The sequence below is a fragment of the Mucilaginibacter sp. A5337 genome, from assembly GCF_059690695.1.
Window position 1 is genome coordinate 74,007 of the sequence record NZ_JCAWEC010000012.1, and the last position, 23,318, is coordinate 97,324.

The 23,318-nt window shown below is 42.2% G+C and carries 25 protein-coding genes; 13 read left to right on the top strand and 12 right to left on the bottom strand.

All coding sequences use genetic code 11. The features are described from left to right. Positions 1–256 precede the first annotated feature (256 nt). The 4 genes from AC59JO_RS27725 to AC59JO_RS27740 are packed head-to-tail and all read left to right on the top strand — an operon-like array spanning position 257 to position 4,879. On the top strand, positions 257–904 hold the full coding sequence (locus AC59JO_RS27725) for a TetR/AcrR family transcriptional regulator (protein ID WP_413670308.1): 648 nt from the start codon (positions 257–259) through the stop codon (positions 902–904). Continuing rightward, positions 888–2,252 (top strand): TolC family protein, encoded by a 1,365-nt coding sequence (locus tag AC59JO_RS27730; protein WP_497309539.1) that lies wholly within the window; start codon positions 888–890, stop codon positions 2,250–2,252. The genes AC59JO_RS27725 and AC59JO_RS27730 overlap by 17 nt, the downstream gene beginning before the upstream one ends. Before the next feature lie 22 nt (positions 2,253–2,274). Further along, entirely contained in the window at positions 2,275–3,330 is a 1,056-nt protein-coding gene (locus tag AC59JO_RS27735; protein WP_413670306.1) for an HlyD family secretion protein, read from the top strand. 4 nt (positions 3,331–3,334) lie between these two features. Then, positions 3,335–4,879: a DHA2 family efflux MFS transporter permease subunit gene (locus AC59JO_RS27740; RefSeq protein WP_413670305.1), complete on the top strand. Its 1,545-nt coding sequence runs from the start codon at positions 3,335–3,337 to the stop codon at positions 4,877–4,879. A 255-nt stretch (positions 4,880–5,134) separates the two neighbouring features. On the opposite strand, the gene AC59JO_RS27745 is transcribed toward AC59JO_RS27740, so the two are convergent. Further along, on the bottom strand, positions 5,135–5,719 hold the full coding sequence (locus AC59JO_RS27745) for a carboxymuconolactone decarboxylase family protein (protein ID WP_497309542.1): 585 nt from the start codon (positions 5,717–5,719) through the stop codon (positions 5,135–5,137). Between the two features lie 199 nt (positions 5,720–5,918). Continuing rightward, positions 5,919–6,464, bottom strand: a complete 546-nt coding sequence (locus tag AC59JO_RS27750) for a peroxiredoxin (RefSeq protein ID WP_091172945.1) — start codon at positions 6,462–6,464, stop codon at positions 5,919–5,921. Between the two features lie 187 nt (positions 6,465–6,651). Here AC59JO_RS27750 and AC59JO_RS27755 point away from each other — a divergent pair, with 187 nt between their 5' ends. Then, on the top strand, positions 6,652–8,556 hold the full coding sequence (locus AC59JO_RS27755; RefSeq protein WP_497309544.1) for a WG repeat-containing protein: 1,905 nt from the start codon (positions 6,652–6,654) through the stop codon (positions 8,554–8,556). Beyond that, positions 8,553–9,197: a DUF2306 domain-containing protein gene (locus tag AC59JO_RS27760; RefSeq protein ID WP_497309546.1), complete on the top strand. Its 645-nt coding sequence runs from the start codon at positions 8,553–8,555 to the stop codon at positions 9,195–9,197. The genes AC59JO_RS27755 and AC59JO_RS27760 overlap by 4 nt, the downstream gene beginning before the upstream one ends. Before the next feature lie 174 nt (positions 9,198–9,371). On the opposite strand, the gene AC59JO_RS27765 is transcribed toward AC59JO_RS27760, so the two are convergent. The 10 genes from AC59JO_RS27765 to AC59JO_RS27810 form a co-directional block, all read right to left on the bottom strand. Continuing rightward, positions 9,372–10,538 (bottom strand): toxic anion resistance protein, encoded by a 1,167-nt coding sequence (locus AC59JO_RS27765; RefSeq protein WP_497309548.1) that lies wholly within the window; start codon positions 10,536–10,538, stop codon positions 9,372–9,374. Between the two features lie 89 nt (positions 10,539–10,627). Further along, positions 10,628–11,242, bottom strand: a complete 615-nt coding sequence (locus tag AC59JO_RS27770; protein ID WP_413670300.1) for a TerD family protein — start codon at positions 11,240–11,242, stop codon at positions 10,628–10,630. Positions 11,243–11,246: 4 nt separating this feature from the next. Continuing rightward, positions 11,247–11,801, bottom strand: coding sequence for a TerD family protein (locus AC59JO_RS27775; RefSeq protein ID WP_497309550.1), 555 nt, complete (start codon positions 11,799–11,801; stop codon positions 11,247–11,249). Beyond that, positions 11,791–12,636 (bottom strand): phosphoribosyltransferase family protein, encoded by an 846-nt coding sequence (locus AC59JO_RS27780; RefSeq protein ID WP_497309552.1) that lies wholly within the window; start codon positions 12,634–12,636, stop codon positions 11,791–11,793. The genes AC59JO_RS27775 and AC59JO_RS27780 overlap by 11 nt, the downstream gene beginning before the upstream one ends. Beyond that, the gene (locus tag AC59JO_RS27785) at positions 12,633–13,328 is read right to left on the bottom strand and encodes an HAD family hydrolase (RefSeq protein ID WP_497309554.1); all 696 of its coding nucleotides are present in this window, start codon (positions 13,326–13,328) and stop codon (positions 12,633–12,635) included. The genes AC59JO_RS27780 and AC59JO_RS27785 overlap by 4 nt, the downstream gene beginning before the upstream one ends. Before the next feature lie 132 nt (positions 13,329–13,460). Continuing rightward, entirely contained in the window at positions 13,461–14,126 is a 666-nt protein-coding gene (locus AC59JO_RS27790) for a TerD family protein (RefSeq protein WP_497309556.1), read from the bottom strand. A 4-nt stretch (positions 14,127–14,130) separates the two neighbouring features. Next, positions 14,131–14,706: a TerD family protein gene (locus AC59JO_RS27795; RefSeq protein ID WP_110586390.1), complete on the bottom strand. Its 576-nt coding sequence runs from the start codon at positions 14,704–14,706 to the stop codon at positions 14,131–14,133. Positions 14,707–15,091: 385 nt separating this feature from the next. Beyond that, positions 15,092–15,559 carry a phosphatidylglycerophosphatase A family protein gene (locus tag AC59JO_RS27800; RefSeq protein WP_497309558.1) on the bottom strand — a complete coding sequence of 156 codons (468 nt, stop codon included), beginning with the start codon at positions 15,557–15,559 and terminating at the stop codon, positions 15,092–15,094. Between the two features lie 221 nt (positions 15,560–15,780). Continuing rightward, positions 15,781–16,602: a TerC family protein gene (locus AC59JO_RS27805; RefSeq protein ID WP_413670295.1), complete on the bottom strand. Its 822-nt coding sequence runs from the start codon at positions 16,600–16,602 to the stop codon at positions 15,781–15,783. Between the two features lie 3 nt (positions 16,603–16,605). Next, on the bottom strand, positions 16,606–17,568 hold the full coding sequence (locus AC59JO_RS27810) for a hypothetical protein (protein ID WP_497309560.1): 963 nt from the start codon (positions 17,566–17,568) through the stop codon (positions 16,606–16,608). 525 nt (positions 17,569–18,093) lie between these two features. On the opposite strand from AC59JO_RS27810, the gene AC59JO_RS27815 reads away from it, so the two are divergent. From AC59JO_RS27815 to AC59JO_RS27845, 7 genes are all read left to right on the top strand, one after another. Then, positions 18,094–18,675: an RNA polymerase sigma factor gene (locus AC59JO_RS27815; protein ID WP_110586394.1), complete on the top strand. Its 582-nt coding sequence runs from the start codon at positions 18,094–18,096 to the stop codon at positions 18,673–18,675. After that, a complete protein-coding gene (locus tag AC59JO_RS27820) occupies positions 18,672–19,175 on the top strand; it encodes an anti-sigma factor (RefSeq protein ID WP_497309563.1) in 504 nt (167 codons plus the stop codon). The genes AC59JO_RS27815 and AC59JO_RS27820 overlap by 4 nt, the downstream gene beginning before the upstream one ends. A 334-nt stretch (positions 19,176–19,509) precedes the next feature. Next, entirely contained in the window at positions 19,510–20,412 is a 903-nt protein-coding gene (locus tag AC59JO_RS27825) for a helix-turn-helix domain-containing protein (RefSeq protein ID WP_497309565.1), read from the top strand. Positions 20,413–20,503: 91 nt separating this feature from the next. After that, the gene (locus AC59JO_RS27830) at positions 20,504–21,337 is read left to right on the top strand and encodes an oxidoreductase (protein ID WP_413670291.1); all 834 of its coding nucleotides are present in this window, start codon (positions 20,504–20,506) and stop codon (positions 21,335–21,337) included. 45 nt (positions 21,338–21,382) lie between these two features. Continuing rightward, on the top strand, positions 21,383–22,114 hold the full coding sequence (locus tag AC59JO_RS27835) for an SDR family oxidoreductase (RefSeq protein ID WP_497309567.1): 732 nt from the start codon (positions 21,383–21,385) through the stop codon (positions 22,112–22,114). 102 nt (positions 22,115–22,216) lie between these two features. Further along, on the top strand, positions 22,217–23,062 hold the full coding sequence (locus AC59JO_RS27840) for an oxidoreductase (protein ID WP_497309569.1): 846 nt from the start codon (positions 22,217–22,219) through the stop codon (positions 23,060–23,062). Further along, positions 23,023–23,301, top strand: coding sequence for an Atu4866 domain-containing protein (locus AC59JO_RS27845; RefSeq protein WP_091209855.1), 279 nt, complete (start codon positions 23,023–23,025; stop codon positions 23,299–23,301). Before AC59JO_RS27840 ends, AC59JO_RS27845 begins: the two co-directional genes overlap by 40 nt. The last annotated feature ends 17 nt before the right edge of the window (positions 23,302–23,318 follow it).

Consider the following 23,318-nt stretch of genomic DNA (forward strand, 5'->3'; position numbering starts at 1 on the left):
AATATATTGAAAGATAGATATTCTGTATTTCCTGTATCAACAATATAACAAAACGATTACTGTGGCCATCAATCTGTTAAGGTTTTTAATGATTCATATTAAATGTTTCAACAACAACTTTTAATATTTACAATTTTCTTAACGGGTGTCAAACAAATCTGTCATTCGATGGTAATCTTAATCAACCGATTAACTTTTTCTGCCTCAATTCGATACGCTTAATCAATCGTTTGATTAATTTTGTGCCGTTAAAACAATGGAAAAAGATAAAGTAGATAAAAAAGAACATATCCTCGACGTGGCCGAAAAGGTGTTCGCGGACCTGGGTTATGACGGAGCCTCCACCCGTACCATATCGGGCGAAGCCGGTGTAAACATGGCTATGCTCAATTACTATTTTGGATCAAAAGAAGGACTTTTCCTGGCAGTTTTTGAACGCAAGATCAATTCGTTCCGTACGCTGCTGCAAAATATTAGCAGCGACGGCAGCATGAACGCCTGGAATAAACTGGATAAATGTATTGACAATTACGTTGAACGCATCATCGCCAACAACTGCTTTCAAAAACTCATTAACAGGGAAGTGTCCATGAACAAACGTGGCGACCTTACCGATAAGATCATCGAAATACTGATGGTAAATGTGTATGAGGTAAAAAGGATTATGGAAGAAGGTGTAAATAATGGCCTGTTCCATGCAGACGCCGATATCCCACTGGTAATAGCAACACTTTTTGGTACAAAAAATTATATAGTTAACATGCCGCAGCTATCATCATTAATACTGGGACATGATATTCGTGATGAAAAGTTTATGGAAAATGAACTTAAACCACGTGTTAAAACATACATGAAAAGACTTTTAAAAGCTTATTTAGTAAAAGAACATGACAACTCAAAATAACAAAACCAATCACCTTAAACTATTAAAGCAGGTTTTGCGGCCCGTTTTACGCGGCAGTATAGCCCTCATAGTTTTGAGCCTGCCTTTTGCCTCAAGCGCACAAGACAGGACAATCACGCTTGATGAGGCCATTAAGCTTGGCCTCGAAAACAGTAAAACCCTAAAACTATCAAACTCGAAGGTTGAACAGGCTATCTCACAATACAACCAGGCTAAAGACCAGGCCCTGCCAACCGGTAAAGTAAGCTACGGCTATAACCGTGCCCAGATCCCTGCCAACAGGCTGGCCCTCGGTTCGGAAAGCATTAATCTGCCATCACACGCCGATGCGTATTTAGGTATCCTGAGCTTAAACCAAACCATATTTGGCGGTAATAAATTGAAATACGCCCGTCAATCAACCGATCTGCTTACCCAGGTTGCCCGTTTGGATGTAGATAACGATAAAGATGAGGTGGTTTACGATATCATCAACTCGTACTACAACCTTTATAAAGTACTGCAAAGCAAAAAGGTAGTAGCCCAAAACTTAAGCACCGTTGATGGCCAGATTAAACAGGCCCAGCGCTTTTTTGATCAGGGTTTGGTAACTAAAAATGATGTGCTTCGTTTCCAGTTACAACGCTCAAACATCGAAGTTAACGGTGTCGACCTGGAAACTAACCGCCGTATCATTAACTACAACCTTAACGTATTGTTAGGTTTACCCGAAGGCACTCAGCTAAACATCGACCAGATTACCGAGGCCGACAGGCAGGTTGCACCATTGGCATCATATCTTGATACCGCGATGGCTGCCCGTCCAGAGTTTAAACAGTTTGCGTTGCGAAGCCGTGTTGCAGCAATCAATACCAAAAGCATTAAAGCTAACGAGCTGCCTACGGTAGGTGCATCGGCCGCTGCTTACTACGTTGACGTGAGCGCCAACCCAATCCCTAAAAGCGGTAATTTTATTACACCGATATCGGTAGGTTTAACCGCTTCATGGAATTTCAGCTCAATGTGGACCAACAAGAACAAAGTAAAAGAGGCTAAACTGGAAGAGCAACAGGTTGAGATCAACAAAAATATAACTACCGACAGGATTAAAGACGAGGTAAACCAAAGCTATCAGAATTATACCCAGGCATTGGAAAAGATCAAACTTTTGCAAACATCTATTGAGCAGGCTGGTGAAAATAACAAGATCCTCGAATCAAAATACAAAAGCAATATAGCATCAGCAACAGACAGGGCCGATGCCGAAACATTGCTTTACCAGGCACAGATCAACTTAGAATTGGCTAAAGCCGATGCTGGTCTGGCTTATTATACTTTATTAAAATCAACAGGAAAAATCAACAAATAACAATACCAAACCTTTAAATAAAATGGCAAAGGAACAAGAAACACCGGAACAACCGAAAAAGAAAAATAAAGTTATCCCCATCATATTAGGCATTGTACTTATTGGTGGTATCATTTTCGGTATAAAAGAATATATCTACTTCAGTAAACACATTGATACTGATGACGCGCAGGTCGACGGCGATATCAGCCCTGTAGTTGCCCGCGTTGGCGGATATGTTGATTCAATTTATTTTGAAGAAAACACCCATGTAAACGTTGGTCAGCCGCTGGTTAAAATTGATGACCGCGACTATAAAGTAAAATTAGAGCAGGCTCAGGCTGCACAGGTTGGCGCAAGTGCTGGTATCAATGTAAACCAGTCACAGATCTTTGCTAACGAAGCAAATTCTGCAGGCGCTAAAGCTCAGGTTGCATCAAATGCTGCTCACTTAGAAAAAGTACAAAAAGATTACGACCGTTATGCCAACCTGGTAAAAGACGGATCAGTAACCCAACAACAATTTGACCAGGCTAAAGCCGACCTTGATGTTGCTAAAGCAAATTATAAAGCATCACAGGATCAGTACAAAGCCGCTGTTGAGCAAATTGGTACTACCCGCAGCCAGTTAGCTGTTACCCACACTGGTGTATCACAAAGGCAGGTTGATATTGATTACGCTAAACTGCAGTTGAGCTATACCCTGGTAAAATCACCTGCAAGTGGTTTGGCATCTAAAAAGAATGTACAGTTAGGTCAGCTGGTTCAGGCTGGTCAAACTTTGTTCTCAATTGTGAATGACAACAGCCTTTACATTACAGCCAACTATAAAGAAACTCAGCTTACCAACATCAAAAACGGTTTAAAAGTTGAAATTGAAGTTGACGCTTATCCTGACATGAAACTGGAAGGCCAGGTTTACAATTTTTCGCCTGCTACAGGTGCTAAATTCTCCCTGCTTCCTCCGGATAATGCTACAGGTAACTTCGTAAAAGTTGTACAACGTGTGCCAGTAAAAATTAAAATTAACGGCACTAAAGAAGAGCTTGCAAAATTACGCCCGGGTATGAGCGTAAACGTATCAGTAATTAAAGAATAATATTATGGCTGAAACTGGCTTTAAAAAGTGGATCATCACCATTACGGTGATCACAGCTTCGTTACTGGAGCTGATTGATACCACCATCGTTAACGTAGCGTTGCCTCACATACAGGGTAACCTTGGTGCAACCCTTGAGGATGTGGCCTGGGTAGTTACCGGGTATGCGGTAGCAAACGTAATCATATTGCCCATGTCGGGTTGGCTGGGCGGCCGTTTTGGGCGTAAAAATTATTTCATGGCATCTATCATCGTGTTTACCATTGTATCATTTTTATGTGGTAACGCGCACAGCATGGATGAGCTGGTACTATTCAGGATTATTCAGGGTATTGCCGGTGGTGGTTTGATTTCGACTGCGCAGGCTATATTGCTTGAAACCTGGCCACGTGAGCAGATAGGCACAGCAACTGCATTGTTTGGTTTGGGAGCGGTTGTAGGCCCAACGGTAGGCCCTACTATTGGTGGCTGGATTGTTGAAAACTACTCATGGCCATGGATCTTTTACGTGAATATACCTGTGGGTGCGTTAGCCGCATTTTGTACTTACACCTTCGTGCGGGAAACGCCTAAGGATGCTAAAGGAAAGCCGGTTGACTGGTGGGGTATCATCCTGCTGGCTATTGCAGTAGGTAGCTTGCAAACCGTACTTGAAAAAGGTGAAAGCGAAGACTGGTTTGCTAAGCCATACATCCTGGTGTTAACCATATCGGCTGTATTGGGAACTATATTGTTTATCTGGCGCGAAATGAGTACGGAGCACCCGATAGTAAATTTCAGCATTTTGCGGCACCGAAGTTTTGCCGTGGGGATGTTCACGTCGTTTATACTCGGGTTTGGCTTGTACGGCTCGGTGTTCGTGTTCCCTGTGTTTTGTCAAAACCTGCTTGGTTTTAATGCCCAGCAAACAGGTGAATTATTGTTCCCGGGTGGTTTGTGTACCATTGTGATGATGCCGTTTATAGGTAAGATGCTCAATAAAGGCATACCGGCCCAATTTATGGCTACAGCGGGCATGTTTTTGTTTTACGTATTTACACACATGCTTAGCGGTTCAACGCTGGCTACAGGCGAAAAAGACGTATTAGTACCGCTATTGATCCGCGGTGTGGGTATGGCTTTATTGTTCGTGCCGCTTACTACACTGGCTATGGCCGATTTGAAAGGCCCGGAATTAGGCCAGGGATCTGGTTTGAACAATATGATGCGCCAGTTAGGCGGTTCGTTCGGTATTGCTACGCTGACTACCATTATCCACATCCGCCAGGGCGTACACCGTAACAATCTGCTGGTAAACATCAATCCATATAATAACCCTTTTAATGATCGCTTGCATATGCTTACGCAAGGCTTCATGGCTAAAGGTAAGTCGATGATTGATGCTACCCACATGGCTTATCAGGCCATAGAAGGTATGGTTACAAGGCAAACGCTGTTGCTAACTTATGACGATGCTTATTGGATTTCGGGCCTGGTGATGTTGTTTTCGATTCCGCTGCTTTATTTGCAGCCGTTTAAAAAGCTCAAAGCTGTTGCCGATTCGCACTAAAATGATAAAAGCCGTTCCACTATTACCGGAACGGCTTTCCCCAAAAAAAATTAACAATTAAAATTTAAGTTACTCGCCCTGCATAAACAACATATTTAAATATTGCGATCAGGGTTTGTTTAATCTTAAGGTATAAATTTACTGGATTTTAATTAAAAAACGCAAATTTTATTGGGCAATAAAATACTATTTATGAAAAAGGCATGAAATTTTATTGTTTCATGCCTTTTTCATTATTAAAGTATGCTAAGCTTGTTAAAATATAACTTTACCGGTAGCTGTAATCAACGATGCTATACGTACGGCATCAAAAATACGTTCTTCGGTAGTGCCTAATTTTATAAGCGAATCCTCGTGTGCATTCACGCACATTTCACAGCCGTTAATTGCCGATACAGCTAAACTGGCCAGTTCAAAAAATTCTTTACCGGTTACAGGTTTCATCATTAACTGCATGCGGATGCGGGCAGGGATCTGGGTGTATTTTTCCTTTTGGGTAAAATGCCTGAAACGGTAAAATATGTTATTTGACGCCAGTAATGAGGCACAACCAACAGCTTCGCCAATTTCGGCATCAGTAGCTTCGTTTTCTTTAGCGTATTTGGTAAAGAAATTGGTAAGTGGTACGTTATTGTTGTTAGCCGCAGTAGCTAAACCCAACAGGGCGCATTCTTTGTTGGTTAAGTGTGCTGATGTAAGGGTGCTGGTAAAGTTCAGCTTCAGATCGCGCAGGTAACGTGATTCACCTGTTTCTAAAAGGGTAAGGCTCGCGGTGCGGTAGCTTTTATCTAATCCGATACTTTCAAGTATCTCCTGGATCACTTCGGTACTTTCGTTCATTTTTTTTCGGGGTTATTTTTTATTTTCCTGTAGAGACGCATAATTGCGTCTCCCGCATGCAAATTACGGAGGCGAATATTGCAGACGGCTGTGCTACGGGGAGACGCAATTATGCGTCTCTACATATAAAACACTTAAAAAAGGGTGTAAAAAATCCCCGCACCGAAATCCAGTACGGGGACAATTATCTGTTGTATGATTATACTGTTAAAGTTTCCTGACCTTTTTCCCAGTTGCAAGGGCAAAGTTCGTCAGTTTGTAAACCGTCAAGTACACGTAATACTTCTTTCACGTTACGGCCAACGCTCAGGTCGTTAACAGATACCCAACGGATGATACCTTGTGGGTCAACGATGAAAGTAGCACGGTAAGCAATTTTTTCAGTTGGTTCTAAAATACCTAAATCTTCAGCCAATGATTTTGAAGTGTCAGCAAGCATAGGGAATTTCAAATCGCGCAGATCATCATGATCTCTTCTCCAGGCAGCGTGAACAAATTCAGAATCAGTAGAAGCACCGATCAAACGGGTTTCACGGTCGCGGAATTCGCCAAAGTTTTTGTTGAATTCGGCAATTTCAGTAGGGCAAACAAAAGTAAAGTCTTTTGGCCACCAGAACATTACAGTCCAAACGTTATCATCGTTGGTTAAATACTCAGAAGTAAGGGTTTCAAACTCTTTACCTTTTTCAAGGCTTACTACTGCTGTTTTAGAAAATTCGGGGAATTTTTGTCCTATGGTTAACATATTTTGATATTTCTTTTAATGTTTATGCAAATATAGAAATTTTAAACCGCCTCCCGAATACTTATAATTGATGCAATATAGATTTTAGCTATATAATTTATTGTGTGATATATGTAATATTTATAGTGTTATTTATAAGGATTTTAGCGCATTTTTGCTATTTCAAAAAATACGTTACCTTGGTTGTATGAAAACCAAACCTATCCTCATTATTGCAGTTTCTGTAGTCATTTTAGCCGTTGGCGGATACTTTTTATTCAAAGGAAAGATCGCTTCATCTCCAAAACAGGGCGATATAACACAGTTCTTAAAAAATTTCAATCAACAAATAGTTAAAGGTAACCGCGACTCATTGCTCGCATATTTTTCGGGTAAACAAAACAGTGAGCCTGTTAACCGGCTAATCACAGCGCTGATCAACAAAGCTGAAGATCCTGAAACATCGTTTAAGCTGGAGTTGAACGTTGACCAAAGCACCATTACGTTTACCAATTCCACGCTCGCTTTAGCTACCGTGCCTGTAACATTCAGTGGTGATCATCTTAGCAGCAAGGTGAGCAGCTTAACATTCACCATTCAAAAAGATGAGAATAATAAATACAAAATTTACCAGGTTGACGGCACCATCTTCATGACTGATTATATCGCTTATAAAAGCAGTGCCTGGCAAAAGAACTACAGTGATAAAGAGATTTACAGTGCGGCAACTTTAAAGGCTTTTGCCGATGCTAATAACTTAAAGACCAAATATGATAGTGTGATTTGGTTTAGCCACGTTAAAGATCAAACTTATTTTTATGTGGTAAAGGGCAAATGGGATTTTGGTGATCAATTTCAAGAGGAAAAAGATACTGCAAAAACTTATAAAATGGGATTGGTAGGTCCTGACTATAAGGAGATCATCCCGGCTGAATATGATCTTGTATATACTATTGGCGGAACCTTTTCAAACCTTGTTGAAGTAGAAAAAGATCACAAACGTGGCTTTTATGACCTTAACGGTAAAATGGTGTTACCTGTTGAATATGACCAAATATTCCCTCTGAGCGATGCCGAAAACATTGCTGCCGTCAGGAAAGGTGATGACTATTTCTGGCTGAAAGGCGATTACTCCGTTTCGGAAAAGGCAGATATCAGGGTGAAGGATATTTTCGGTAAACTTAAGCAACCGGCTTCATTCACCTTAAATCAAAGTCCGGCGGGTGGCATTACCGAGTTTAATTCAAAAGAGCAACACGGCGCTATTTACATCCCTCCTTCATATCTTGATGATCTGCATTTAATTTCAGGAATTAAACAATTTAAAAACCCGTTGCGAAACCATGTTTATTTTGAAGAGTCGAGCAGCCAGTACATTGTAAAAGCGAGGGCACTGCCCGTAAACGAAACGGTGGCAAGCAGCAATAACTGGATCCAAAGTGCTTATTACTCTATCCGCGATTATTTTATAGGTGGCCGTTCGGAATTTTATGACAGCAACAACATGGTGCTTATTGATAACAAGAATAATAAACTGTATGGTTACCGGATCAATACCGATATTAATACAGAAGAAGGTGGCGGCGAATTCAGCGGTCGTTGCAATGAGTTTAACATCAATGCGCTCAGTGATTCGTTATTGGAGGTTAAAGTAACATCTGTTGGTAGTATTGAATTATATAACAACACGTATCTAAATGAGCTGCCGGTATTTCACCTGTTAAAAATCCAAAACGGCAAGGTGGAGGAAACGATGAACACAAAAAGGGTTTTTGCATTTACTAAATTCCGTAAAATGGATAATCATTTTATTGATGGCTGTTACGTTTGCTATAAGATGGTCGATGGTCGATATGAAATGACAAGCAGCGGTGCAATTTCACCAGAAGTGCTGCGATATATGAAAAACGAAATCTATGCCGACTATAACTACAAGTTTAAAGACAAACGCTGGACAGAGATGTTCGAACAACAATTTTACGGACATTATAAATCAGAAAACGTCAGCGTTCAGGATTCGCTTACTGAGATTGATAAGTATAACATTCAGTGGATTGATCAAAAGTTAAAAGGCCTGCCGGCAATAAAGCCCAATGTACTTGCTGCAAAATGAGCATCACCGCCCGCATATTAAGATATTTTGCCTTTTTCTGGGTGTTGATATTGTGTGCCGGTACGTTTGTTCAGTACTGGGATTTTAATCATGATTCCTACTTTTTGCATATTAAGGAAGCCGCTGTTAAAACCGGCTGGTACCTGCCCGCTTTTTATTGCCATATTATAGGCAGCAGCATGATCCTGCTTGCCGGATTCTTTCAGTTTTCAAAAAAGGTGTACAATAACAAAGCGCTTCACCGGTCATTAGGGAAATTATATGTATTTGGCGTATTGTTTTTCGCCGCACCGGGCGCATATATTATGACGCTTTTTATAAACCGGGGTACGGGCGTATTCATATCTTTTTTATTACAGAATACATTGTGGGTAGCTTTTACAATGGCTGCTTTTCTGCTGGTAAAAAAGGGGCGTATTGATGAGCATATCAAAATGATGAACCGGAGCTATGCCCTCGCCTTCGGCGCGGTTACTTTACGCTTTTATATCTGGCTGTTTACCGTTTTGGGTAACGGTGTAAACTTTCATAATAATTACCTCATTATAGCCTTTTTAAGCTGGGTGCCTAATTTGATGTTAGCCGAGGTTATTAATAAATATGGTAAAAGGGCGGCCCTTTCCAAACTTACGAAGTTTTAAAAACTTCGTAAGTTTTTGGTGCAGTTATGCTTAGCGAAGAAGATGCTCCATTACGACCTGCATGACAAAATGGGGCTGTCAGCCTGAGCCTGTCGAAGACTCGTGCGCAGAGGCCCGACCCACCATGCTTCGACGCGCTACCCATGACACCCTTTTTAATTATAATACCAAACGTTAACTCACACTCGTTACCGTCTTTTTCAACTCTGTTTCCAGGTTTTGGAGTTCGGTATTCAGGGTACGGCGGTTGGCAGTGCCTTCGTCGTGAATGCGTTTAACCTCGGTAAGGGTTTCAATGAGCGATGAGGTGGTCTTTTTCAATGTATCTAATGACACTACTGTTTTTTCATTTTCACGGGCTACGTCAATGCTGTTTTGTTTCAGCATTTCGGCATTCTTTTGTAAAATGGTATTGGTAGTATCTGAGATCTTTTTCTGCATCTCCACGTTCTCCTTTTGACGGTTGAGCGCTACAGCTATGGTGAGCTGGTTTTTCCAAACCGGAATAGTGGTTGACACAATAGATTGTGCTTTTTCAGCAATGGTGGTATTATTATTCTGCACCACACGGATCTGGGCCAGCGATTGCAGCATGATAAAGCGCACCACTTTCAGATCGGCAAGGCGCTTATCCAAACGGTTCACAAAATCGCGCAGATCGGCAATTTCATAATCCTGGTAACCTGTTGGGTTACCGTCCATCACAGCCAGCTTTTCGTTAAGCTCATTGTATTTGAGCTGTCCGGCGATGATGAGGTCTTCCATTTGCTTAATGTAGGTAACGTTGCTGTCAAACATGGTTTGCAGCGAGCTGTTATCCTTCAAAGAGTTAACACGGCCGGCCTTGATCTTATTGGTGATCTTATCGATGTTGTTAACCACGGTATCGTATTTCTGAAAAAGCTTTTTGGTATCAACTACCAGCTTTTTCATGAATGGAATATGTGATATAAATGAGGTGAACGCGTTTTGGTTAAGCTCATCAACATCAATGTAGTTAAGCTCGGTAAGCAATTCGTTGATTAGGCCGCCTACTTCGCCCGAGTTATAGGTGCGTACCGAAGTAAGGAAATTGTTGCTGTACTTCTCCATTGAGTTTTGTACCTCAACACCGTAGTTCAGTATCGAGTTAACATCGGCCGGATTGATATCCTTACCCATGTCACCATACTTTTGCAAATCCTGGCTTGGTATAGCATCAAGGTTTACATTGCCCTGCTTATCTACCTTCATAGGCACATTGCTGGCCGGTGAAGCTGCTGCCGGAAGATCCAGGTTGGTTGGAGTGATCAGCGGTGGTATATTCAGATTTAGTTCATCATTGTTTGGTGCACTTTCCATAATCTTATTGTTAATGATTTAGCAGTACTTAATTAGTTCATGTTAAAAGCCATCAGGCTTAATACTCAAGACCAATGACTTTTTAACTTTTATAAATAGGTTGCAGTTACAGTTTTCACCGTTTCTTCCAGCTTGCGGTCGCGGGTTGGCTCGCCAATGGCATTAAATTTCCACTCGCCGTTCTTTTTGTAAAATACGCCCATAACCATGGATACGTGGCCTGCAAAATCTTTGCTGTGCGCAATGTCATAAGTAGCGAAGATCTCGTTAACGCGGGTTGGCGTACCTTCATAAATGCGGATAGACGCAAATGGGATAGTACCAAAATCCTGGCCGCGGAAGCTGTTCAATACAAAGGCCACGTAGTTTACAGTTGGGCTCAGCGTACCAAAGTCAACAGTGATGACTTCATTGTCCAGGCCATCGTTACCGGCCATGTCACCGGTAAGGTCGTCGCCGCTGTGCCTTACAGAATGATCTTTTGAGCGCAGGTTGCCAAAGTAGATCACATCTATCAGCTGTTTGCTGTCGTTATACAAAATGCAGCTGGCATCAAGGTCAACAGCTTCTTTGGTGGTACCAAAGCCAAACAGGCCTTTCTTTTCAATGGCACCCCAATTTATTCCAACGCATACATTTTGTAATTTGCTGCCGTTACTTTTTTCAAGGCTGATCCTTTGCCCCTTTTGAAGATTGATAGCCATATTTTTAGTTGTATTTGTTTAAATAATCCTGCAGGCCACCCTTCATGCCTGCGCCTACAGCTTCAAATTTCCAGTTATTGTCTTTTTTGTAGATACGGCCAAACTCAACGGCGGTTTCTATCGAAAAATCTTCTTCCAGCTCATATTTCAAAATATCGACATTGGTAGCCGAATCAAAAATGCGAACGAAAGAGTTGCGCACCTGCCCGAAATTCTGGCGGCGGCTCTCGGCCTCATGAATCGTTACCACAATACAGATCTCGGTAGCACGCGGATCGATCTTTGACAGATCGACAATGATCTGCTCGTCGTCGCCATCACCTGCGCCGGTCAGGTTATCGCCGGTATGCTCAACGGCACCGTCCGGTGATTTTGAATTATTGTAAAAAACGAAAAATTCGTCGGCCAGTATTTTTTTGTTATCGCTCATGATGAACACCGAGGCATCCAGGTCAAAGGCCGAGCCTGTTGATGAGCTGTTTGTATCCCAACCAAGGCCTATGGTAAATTTAGGGGCACCAATGGTTTCCCTTTGGCCTTTTTGCAAGTTAATTGCCATGCTGAATTAGTTTATTATTGTTTATTAATAGGTTTTGTTTAATAAAGTTTAAGTTAGGCGCATAGGCTTCAATGGTATGATAACCATTCCCTAAAGCCATATCGTACAACAAGTTTATGAAATTGCTGCCTTGATCCTGTATAAAAATGCAAAAACTTTCGTGATCGTAATTTAAAATATATTTTACTATGCGGGTATTGATGCAAAAATCATCGCCTTTAATGATATCATCTAAATGATAGATGTTTTTGACGTGATGGTAATTGAGATAATTCTCAATATTGGGGTGGATGTTTTTGTTCACCAGTTCGGCAAAGTACAGCATATAAATATCGTTCTGTAAGCCGTACTCATCAACCATTTTCATGATCATACGCTCGTGGCTGCCGGTTATTTTGATATCATCCAAAAACAGCAGTGTTTTGCCGGTAAGGAAATCCTTATCAATATGAAATGAATCGTTACCAATTAAATTGATCCTTTGTTCGGCATCCAGTTCCCCATAATCTTCTTTATAAGTTATGGTGCGATGAACCTTTGTTTCCTGTACCACCGGGTAACCGTGATTAGCCAGCCAGCGGTTAAGCCTGCAAACAAAATGATTTTTCATAGCAAAAGTAGCCGTAGGGATAAACGAGTACGGGCTCGAGATCACTACTATTTGTTGCTTTATCGGCTGTTTACTTAAATGCGTTGCAATAAAACCATCGGCCAGGTCGGTACCAAAATAGCTGGATACCTCACCATCGCCAAACTTAAAGCGACTGTAATCATCGGCATCGAAACCAAAATGAGTTGCGCTGTTGATGTGATGTAACGAGTAGGTAGCTTTCATGAACTTAATAAGGTTAAAATGGATAAGTTGTTTGAATTGATGAGCAAGCTATTGAGACCTGCGTCATTAGCCCCTGTTATATCTGCTGCCGGGTTGTCGCCTATATGTATAATTTCTGTGAGGCCTATCTGCTTCGGTTCGTTACAATCTTTAACTTTTTGCACCATCAGGTTGAACAACCCCCGGTTGGGTTTTGACATTCCTTCCTCATCCGAATATATCTGGAAGTTAAAAAAGTCTGCCAGCCCTAACTTAACCATCACCTTGCGGAGCGTTTCTCCCTTTATAAAACCTGTATTACTTAAAATACTCAATGAGCAATCGCCTTTCTGTTTTAGATGCTGTAGCGTATCAATTGTTACAGGCGAGTAAACCACCGGCAGGTAATAGAACAGCAGTTTTTCCATATCTGCATAAAGCTTATCGGTGTCAACATCAGCAAGCGGGTATTGGTTATCATTAATTGTGCTGATCACCATCAGGTACATTTCATCAGCATCAATATTTTTGCCGGTACGCTCATTTACCGCGTTGCACATCAGGTCAACCTGCCGGAAGGCCCGTGCCACCTCATCAATACTTTTACCCGCCAGATTAAAATCCCGGTGAAAGATCTTGGTGCGCTCTATCTTAAAGTATGGATTTGATTTGATCAGCGTAAGCCAAAGATCAAATGAATAGTGCTGGTACATTGTTTTTTAGGTAGATGGTAAATAACCACCATGTCATTGCGAGCGATAGCGTGGCAATCGCACGGAAGCATATTCGCCCTGTAAAGTTCGCGATTACTTCGTCGTTCCTCCTCGCAATGACATGGTTTTATATTAATAGTTCCTCAGCAACTCAGAAAGGCTGTCTGTTGAATGCGGATCGCCGATGGCGCGGAATTTCCAGGTGCCGTCTTTGCGATATACTTCGGCAAAGGTCATAGAGCACATACCGTTGTAAGTTGAATCGCCGGAGAGACTAAATTTCGCGATCTCTTTACCATGGCTATCAACCGCCCGGATAAAAGCATTTTCCACCATACCAAAGTGCTGGTTGTTTTTACGCCCCTGGTAAATTGCTACCAGGAACAGGATGCGGTCATACTTAGGATCAAGCGAATCAAGCTTAACAATGATCTGCTCATCGTCGCCTTCTCCCGCACCGGTACGGTTATCGCCGGTTAACCAAATGTGACCTGATGGATGATGCATAGAATTAAAGTAGATCACATCGCCCTCAAACATATTAATGGTGCGGCCATTGGCGGTTTGCTTGGCATAACCACGATTGGCTACTTTGCCGTTCTTATCCAATAAAAATGCTATCGCATCCAGGTCATATTCAGCCTCTTCGCCACCGCCAAATAGCTTGCCTAAAAAGCCGCCGTTGCTTTTACGTACATCCCAACCTAAACCAATAGTTACTGATGACAGGTCGAAGCTTTCGCCTTTATCATTTTTACGCAGGTCAATTGTTTGACCTTTTACCAAATTTATAGCCATTGCCTTATTTGATTATTTGCCCTTTGAAATATTTACTTAAAAAGAAAGCGAGATCTTCTTTATAACCTACGCCCGATGCTTCAAACTTCCATGCTCCGCCGCGTTTGTACAACCTGCCAAACTCAATGGCTGTTTCGATAGAAAAATCTTCGCCCAGTTCATATTTGCAAACTTCGGCGCCTGTTTGGTTATCTAATATACGAATGTATGAGTCTCGTACCTGTCCAAAATTCTGGCGGCGGGCCTGCGCCTCGTGGATGGTAACCACAAAAAGGATCTCCTGGATGCGGCCGTCCACTTTGGTTAAGTCAACCGTAATAGATTCATCGTCGCCACCGTCACTGTTGCCGCCTGTAGGATCATCGCCCGTGTGGTGCACCGATTGCTCGGGCGAGTCGACATTATTATAGAACACAAAAAACTCATCCTGCGGTACCAGTCTGTTAGCATCGATCATGATGGCCGATACGTCAAGATCGAAATCATAACCTGTACCTTCGTTTGGGTTCCAGCCCAAACCAACTGTCATTTTTGAAAGGCCGATATCTATTTTCTGCCCTTTTTGTAAGTTAATAGCCATTTTAGTATGTGTTATTTTTTTGGTGAAACCTGTATTGCCTTTTGGGTTTTGCGCGGCATTGCAGGTACTGGCCGGTGACAAACCGGCAATTAAACATTTAATCTAAGGTAGATGTTTTATTGAGGTGATATTGTAAAATTGTCTACACAAAAATAAGACGGTGGCAGGGGGAGGTTGTTACAGGAAAGGAAGTGATATTTATAAGGCTTAAACAAAAATCCCCCAGAGGGGGAACAGGTTTGTAGCAATGAACATATACGACATTACCGTGCCAGAGGTACGGAACGCCGTAGTTGTGTACCTCTGGCACGCCTTCTATGGCGCAAGTGTTGTGTGGCGGGATGTGGCGATGCTCACTTGTGCCCGTCCCGGCAGGCTCTATGAATTAATGCGCTCCAAACTTCATCCAAACAAAATACACTACCCAAAGCAGGGTGTTGGAATAAACGCCAGCCAGCACATCGTCCATCATCACACCTAAACCGCCGCCCAGATCTTCCATTTTGCGAACACCAAGCGGTTTCACAATATCAAAAAAGCGAAACAGTACCAACCCGGCTAAAAGGAAATATATGTTAGCGGGAATAAAAAGCATGGCTATCAGCATTCCGGCAACTTCATCAATTACTACACGCGAACTGTCTTCGCCCCAATCAGGTTCAACTTTGTTACCTACAAATACGCCGAGCGCGGTAATAAATATGGTAATAACAAACAGGTACCACGGGTTTTGCAGCGCCGGGCTTTGCCACAGCAGCCAGATAAAGCCGCAGGTAACAATGGCTGCATAGGTGCCCCCGCCTTTTAAAAAGCCGATGCCGAAGATGGACGCTATTGTTTTATTTAGGAACATTTAATTTATATCGTTAAGTAATATTTTCATTCCCTCCCTCGGGAGGGGTGCGGCTGTCTGTGTTGTGGCAGGGAGGGGTTTATGCACCGTGCAAAATCATGCATGGTGCAAGAAATCCCTTCCTACACCCTCCCGGGGGAGGGAATCGCGCGAGCCCGTTTTTTTTTTAAACTTTCCATTCACTTACTGCACACTGCCAACTCAAAACTGCCAACTGAACACTACTGCTTATCCAGCACATCCTCTGCTGCTTCGGCAACTTCGGGCTCAATGGTATGTCTTTTAGGGAAGTTGAACAGCAGTGATGTAAGTACCGGGATAATAAATATAGCCACGGTAAATACTGAAGTGAAAATATCAGCGCTTTCGCCCTCCATCAGTTTTGAAAATCCGGCTTCGGGGAAAAAGTGAACATATAATGATGAGGACAGTTTAATCCCCAGCACGCCGATCACAATAAAAGCCACAGTTTCCAGGAAGGTGAATTTTTCCATCAGCCTTACAAAAGCCTGCGCCACAAAACGCATAGCCAGGATGCCAATGAACACGCCGATATAGATCAGCATTTTATGATCGGTAAAAGCCACTGCCGCAAAAACGTTGTCGATAGAGAAGGCAAGGTCCATCAGCTCAACTAAGGCGATGGTTGCCCATAAATTACCTATCAAACCTACAGTTGAACGGTAAAGCCAGTTTTTGTTTTTATCAACAGATTCCTCTTCTCCATCACCATCGCCGGCTGAGAATTTACCTTTAAAATAGTTGAAGCATAAATAAATGAGGTATAAACCGCCAAGTGGTTTTAACCACCAAACAGATACCAGCCAGGCTGCTAAAAACAAACAAACACCACGTAAAACGTATGCGCCGATGATGCCGTAACGCAAGGCTTTTTTACGCTGGTGCGGCGGCAGGTCGAGCACCATGGTAGCCAGTACGGCAGCATTATCAACAGAGAGCAGGCTCTCAATAACAATCAGGTTTAAAATAATAAGGACGCCGGCCTTCAGGTCGGGGCCAAGCACATAGTGTAAAAACTCCATAAATTATATGATATCGGTATTAAGCATTGCTTTTAAAATGTTGGCTTGCACATCAACATCGCTCAGGCTTTGTAAAAAGTTGATGTCGGCTATTTTTTTATAGTTTTCGGCTAACAGGGATTTTATTTCGGGTGGCATATATGATTTCATCGTTACCACATCGCTTTGCAGTTTATCAATTTTATCCTGCAGCTCATGCGCCAGTTTTTCTTTTTTAGACAGATTGCTATTACTCTCTACGCCCGAAAGCTTTGTTACGTCGCAAAATAGGAATAAATTATTGGCAGGCGAAAATAAAAAGTATCTGTCTTCATCCATAAATTTATACACTTCCAGTATGAGGTTTCCGGCCTTTAAGCCGCAGTAAAACTCGGTGCGGAATTCGCGTTTCAATAACACACCCATCAGTTTGCGCTGAATAATAGCGTTAGTATTATGATAGGTATCGTTATAATTATACTGCACCAGTTCGTTATAAAGCTCTGGCGTTATATTATAAAAGAAGTCGGACCCATACCGCAGACTAAAAGCATTGATGTTTTTAGAGAAAGGGTAATCGTTTGAATTATCTGAAAGTACCTGGTAAAGTTTCCGCAATGAAAGGTTTACTTTCAAGGCTTGACGTTGTTTGTCAATTTTAAAATCCTGTTCGGTGAGTGCATTGTCATCCATTTGATCAATCATCTCTTTGGTAAGCTGGATCTCATCAAGCACAAGGCTCACATTGTTCTCGTTGTTTTTTTTGATCTTCCGGAGCAGATCTACCAGGCTGGCGGTAAATTGTACGTGAAAAAGCTCCAGTTTGTTGATATCGATCTCGGGATTGGTTTCAAAAAGCTTATGGATAACCTGGGTACGCAGGTAGAGTTTGTAAATGAGGTCCTCTTCAAAAAACACCGACAGCAGCTGAAGCTTGCTGAGCATCCTGTTCGACTCATTTAAAATATTTAACCTGTTATCATCCATCAACGTGCAGTACTCCCTTATATTAAATGTAAAAATACAAAATTATAGGATTGAATGTTTGGGCGTATGTTACGAATAAAGGGTGTGTATTTGGGAGTTTGAGTTTGGACAACAAAACTTTAACTGAACCCAAATTTGCGTTAGGGATTGAAGCGGATACCGGCCGGGAGCGTAATGCCTGCAGGCGTATGAGCGTAAAGCCCGGCCGCAGGCAACGCCATGATAGAGATTAGTGGTTGGTGATTAGAGATTAGCAAGTTTGTCTGAACTCGAATTTTTTTGAATTAAAGAATTAACAGAATGCCAAGTAAATTCTATAAATTCTGAAAATTCGTTTAATTCGAGTTTAGACTATGGCGTTCCCTCGTCTGGCGCAAGTCTTGTGTGGCTGGTATGGGCATGGACGGCTTGTGCCTTTGTGCCATAAAAGCAATGCCATACCACGACACCATTCCCATCAAAATAAATTATATTTACATATAGGTGTAACCCGATCTGTTAAGGCGTAGTCACAGAGGTTATATAATGCAAAGCAAGCTTTCAGATATCGAACTTATTGAGCAAACCCTGGCGGGTAACCAATTTGCCTATGCAGATTTGGTTAAGCGGCACCAGCGTTTTGTTTTTACGCTGGCTATGCGCTTTGCCAAAGGCCGGGAAGATGCTGAAGAGATTGCTCAGGATTGTTTTGTGAAAGCCTACCGCTCGCTGGCATCGTTTCAGGGGCAATCGAAATTTAGTACATGGCTTTATAGTATAGTTTATACTACAGCCATGACATTTTTAAGAAAGAAACGGGTAGATACCGATTCGATTGATGATGAGGGAACATTTGTACAGGTTGAAAGCCATGAATCGGCATATGATACCAATAATGTAGAAAATAAATCGCGGTCATATTACCTGAACCAGGCTATTGAGCAATTGCTACCCGATGATGCAACTATTATTACCCTGTTTTATAAGGGGGAGCAATCGTTAGAAGAAATTGCCCAAACAATGGGTATTGAAACAAATACCGTTAAGGTTAAACTATTTAGAGCGCGCCAGCGTTTGAAAGAAAAGCTGGAGCGCAATTTAAAACACGAGGTGAAAGAACTGATATGAACACCATCGAAGAACAACTTTGGAACTATATTGATGGTACCTGCGCTCCGGCAGAGCAGGAAGCCATTGCCCGGCTTATTGAAACAGACGAGGTATACAAGCAAAAGTATACCGAGTTGCTTGTGCTAAACCAGGAGTTTGCCAATATGGAGCTTGATGAGCCATCAATGGCCTTTAGTTATAATGTACTGGAAGCCATCAGGGCCGAGCAGTTGACGCCATTAAAGTCGACCATCAATAAAAAAATAATATTGGGCATTGCAGCATTTTTTGTGCTGAGCATATTGGCATTGCTTGTAATTATACTTTCAAATGTCCGGATTTCGGGCAATTTGTTCAGTGGCTTGGATGTTAAGCTACCTTCAAATTTAAAACTGCCTTCAGCAAGCAGTATTTTCAATAGTCCTTTAATGAAAAGTTTTTTCGTGTTTGATGTAATTTTGGCGCTATTTTTAACCGATAGTTACCTGCGTAGAAAAAAAGCTGCAAAAGAGGCGTAAAGTGTTCACTTTTCTGTAATGCCAAATAATGTCACAGTGTCTTTTTGACACTTATCTACACACTTTTTGTAAAGTAAATTCCCTTTTAACCTATTGTTAATGTATCAACAAGGATACATTAACAAAAAATTTAAAAAGTTTCGGGTTTTGGCACAGTGATTGTAATAACAACAACGAACTGGTAAACTTACCGGTTTAATTGTGATAAGGTTTAGGTTGAAAGTCTCCCGACGCAAGGTTGGGAGGCTTTTATTTTTTACAGCAAGCTTTTTACAATTATCTCGCTGCAATACCCCTACTTGACACCCCGGTTTGATTTTTGTAACTTTGAATTATGTCGAAAGCAGAAACACTTGAGGATTTTTATCAAAAGAAGGTTAACTGGCTACCCAATAACCTACAGCAAAACATAGGGCACTTTAATGTATTCCGGATTGAGGATTGCATTGGCCCTAATGCGAAGCAGGTAATTTATAGTCGCCGTACCTTTTATAAGATCAGTATGATGCGCGGCGACAATATCATTCACTATGCCGATAAAAGCATTAAGCTTTCGGGCACAACGCTGATGTTTTTCAGCGCTATGGTGCCTTACACATTTGAACATATGTCTGATGACCGCACCGGTTTCTTCTGCATATTTACCGAAGAGTTTTTCCTGGAAAAGTTCCGTACCGGCTTAAGTGAGTTTCCGGTATTTGGTCTTAACGCCAAGCCTGTGTATGCCTTAAATGATGAGCAGGATGCCTATGTAACTGCTCTTTTTCAGAAAATGCTGACCGAGATCAATACCGAATATGCTTTTAAATATGATTTACTGCGCAATTATGTTACCGAATTAATTTATTATGCGCTTAAAACAGAGCCATCTGAAAATGTTTATAAGCACGTTGACGCTAAATCGCGGATAACATCGGTGTTTACCGAGTTGCTGGAGCGTCAGTTTCCTATTGAAACACCGTCGCAACGGTTTTCACTGCGCTCTGCCAATGATTTTGCGCAGCGGCTTTCAGTACATGTAAATCACCTCAACAGGGCCATCCGCGAAACTACCGGCAAAACCACTACTGACCATATTGCCGACAGGCTGCTGAGCGAAGCCAAATCATTATTAAGGCATACCGACTGGAATATTTCTGAAATTGGCTACTGCCTGGGCTTTGAAGAGCCTACTCATTTCAATAACTTTTTCAAAAAACAAACCCGGCAAACACCAAGTTCGTTCCGAAATGTTTGAATTTTGTAACCTTTGGTTTGATTAATGTAATGTCTCCCCTTTGTTGCCAATGTAACTTTGTCTATCTTAATAAACAAAGCAGACAATTTTTATGGACAACAACAAAGTATGGTTTATTACCGGAGCTTCAAAAGGTTTTGGCCTGAGCCTGGTAAAACAACTACTGGATGCAGGACAGCTTGTTGCCGCTACTTCCAGAAATTTACAGGAGTTAACCACAGCGGTTAATACAACAAGCAATAATTTTTTACCCCTCCAGGTCGATCTGGCAAATGAAAGCAGTGTATCGCTTGCCTTACAGCATACTCATGAAGTTTTTGGCCGCATAGATGTGGTGATCAATAATGCCGGTTACGGCATAGGCGGTGCTATTGAGGAACTTAGTGATGCCGAAACCCGCATGGCATTTGATGTAAACGTATTCGGTACATTGAACGTAATCCGTGCGGTAATGCCTTACCTGCGCAAACAGCGCTCGGGTCATATCATCAACATTTCATCTATAGCAGGTATTACAGCAAATACAGGCTGGGCTATTTATGCCGGATCTAAATATGCAGTAATTGGCATTTCTGAAGTGCTTGCTGCGGATGTTAAAGAATTTGGTGTTAAGGTAACCGTGGTTGCACCGGGTGCATTCCGCACCAGTTTCCTTACCGCGGGCTCGCTTTCCATTACCGGCAATCAGATTGATGATTATACAGAGGTACGCGCCATTCACAACAAATACCTTAAAATGGATGGCAAGCAAGCAGGCGACCCGGAAAAAGCCGCTACCGCGATTATCAACGCGGTATACGAGGAGAACCCGCCGTTATACTTGCTGTTAGGTGGTGATGCATACAATCGTGCCTTGGCTAAGCTTGATACTTTACACCAGGAAATCAGGCAATGGCAGGATGTAACCTGCTCAACCGATTTCTAAATTTTATTCTGTTACCCTATATCTACCTGTATAAAAACAATAAAAATGCAAAGTATCAAAGATAAAGTGATTGTGATAACCGGTGCCAGCAGTGGCATCGGTGCATCGGCAGCCCGTAAACTGGCTCAGCTTGGCGCAAAAGTAGTATTGGCCGCCCGCCGGGAAGATCAGCTGAAAGCCCTGGTTGAAGAAATTGGCGGGAATGCCATCTATGTAGTAACCGATGTTACCAAACGTGCCGATCTGGACAATCTTATTCAGCAGGCTATAGCCAAATTTGGCCATGTTGACGTAATGTGGAATAACGCCGGCATCATGCCCATTTCTTTTTTTGAAGAAGGCCATGTTGATGAGTGGGATAAAATGATTGACATTAACATTAAAGGTGTATTGTATGGCATTAATGCTATACTGCCCCATATGCTCGGGCGCGGCGAAGGGCATATTGTTTCAACATCATCTGTTGGTGGTTTAAAAACATCGCCGGGTATAGGCGTTTACAGTGGTACCAAATTCGCGGTTAAGGCCATTATGGAAACCCTGCGCGAGGAGGTTGCCCAAACTATCAAGGTGACTACTATTTACCCCGGCGCTACAAAGTCGGAGTTAGGGCATGATATTACCAGCCCTAAGATTAAAAGTTTGTATGGCAACCTTGCCAATATGCCTAAGCTTGATGAAGAGGCTATTGCCAACGCAGTTATTTATGCTATAAGTCAGCCGGACAATATCTCCGTTAACGAGGTTGTGGTAAGGCCGCTTGGGCAAACGCGATAATATCAATTGCCGGAGATTTAACTCTTCAAAATAAGCGAAAATCAAATATTACCGGTAAAGCAGTAACAAATCAATAAAATCAAAATCTATCAAAATAAAACTATGGAAAACAACAAAGTGTGGTTTGTAACAGGCGCCTCAAAAGGCCTGGGACTTGCCCTGGTAAAAAAACTATTAAGCGAGGGCTACAAGGTAGCCGCTACATCGCGCAATTTAAGCGATCTGAATAAAGCGGTTGATGCGCATAACGGGCAGTTTTTGCCGCTTGCCGTTAACTTAACCAACGAAGACAGCGTAAAGGAAGCTGTAGAGCTTGCAGTGAAAGCTTTCGGAAAAATTGATGTTGTTGTTAATAATGCCGGTTATGGCTTATTAGGCGGCATCGAAGAACTGACCGACCGTGAGGCCCGTGATAATTTTGAGGTTAACGTATTCGGATCATTGAATGTGATCCGCAAGGCGCTGCCTTATTTGCGCGCCCAGAAATCGGGGCATATTTTAAATATATCATCGATAGGCGGCTTTACCGGTGCATTTGCAGGTGGCGGCATTTATTGCGCTACCAAGTTTGCTGTTAACGGTTTCTCCGAAACCCTATCGGCCGAAGTTGCGCCGTTTGGCATAAAGGTTACCATCGTACAACCGGGTTATTTCAGGACTAATTTCCTGTCGGCCGGCTCATTGGCGGTACCTCAAAACCAGATAGCCGACTATCAAAACGTTCGCGATACAGTAAATTTTCACCAAAACGACATGGACAAGCAACAAGTCGGCGACCCAGAAAAGGCAGCCGCGGCTATGATCAGCATAACTAACGAAGCCAACCCGCCGCTAAATTTATTTTTAGGCGAAGATGCTTACGGCCTGGTTGAGAAAAAGCTTGCCTTCGTTCAAAACGAATTAGAAGCATGGAAAGATTTAACACTTTCAACAGCAATACAACAATAAACGCACACTATTATATAGGTGTATGGGTTACCCGCGATGGGTTGATCCGTCACGAATTTTTGCCCAACGGCCGTTATACCGAAGCCCGCGGCGATAAACAAAATGCCTACACAGGCTACTACAGTGTATTAGGCAATCATGTTGAATACCTTGACGACACTGGCTTTACAGCCGAAGGCGATTTCAGAGATGGTGTATACTATCACGCAGGAATGGTATTGTACAAAGAATCGGCGTAAGCACTAAATAGAAACAA